Source organism: Paraburkholderia sp. SIMBA_053 (assembly GCF_046534895.1).
Classification (GTDB): Bacteria; Pseudomonadota; Gammaproteobacteria; order Burkholderiales; family Burkholderiaceae; genus Paraburkholderia; species Paraburkholderia caledonica.
In genome coordinates, this window is sequence record NZ_JAWRXU010000495.1 from 1 (window position 1) to 281 (window position 281).

1 protein-coding gene is annotated in these 281 nt (G+C 72.6%); it reads right to left on the reverse strand.

What is annotated here, in order from left to right; all coding sequences use genetic code 11:
* On the reverse strand, positions 1 to 186 hold a 186-nt coding region (locus tag SB753_RS36585; RefSeq protein WP_410805009.1), incomplete at its 3' end, for a hypothetical protein.
* Between the last annotated feature and the right edge of the window lie 95 nt (positions 187 to 281).

Consider the following 281-nt stretch of genomic DNA (forward strand, 5'->3'; position numbering starts at 1 on the left):
GGGCTCGGTCGCTGCCGCCCCTGACTCGCGCTGAGCGAGACGGTGGAGCATCCTGCGCCGCCTGTCGAGCGGACGCAGACGCACCGTGCGGCCGCTCTCGGACACCCAGACCGCGCCATCTCCGTCCATCGCCGCGTGCACCGCCCCGTTCGGAGCGAATACGTCCGCTGCACCGAGTTCAACCACTTCGTCGTCATCCGTGAGGGCCGCGAACGTCGCCTCCGGCACGGCCGCGGCACCCAACCGCCACCCCGGACGATCCCGCCAGAGCGCGCTCGTCC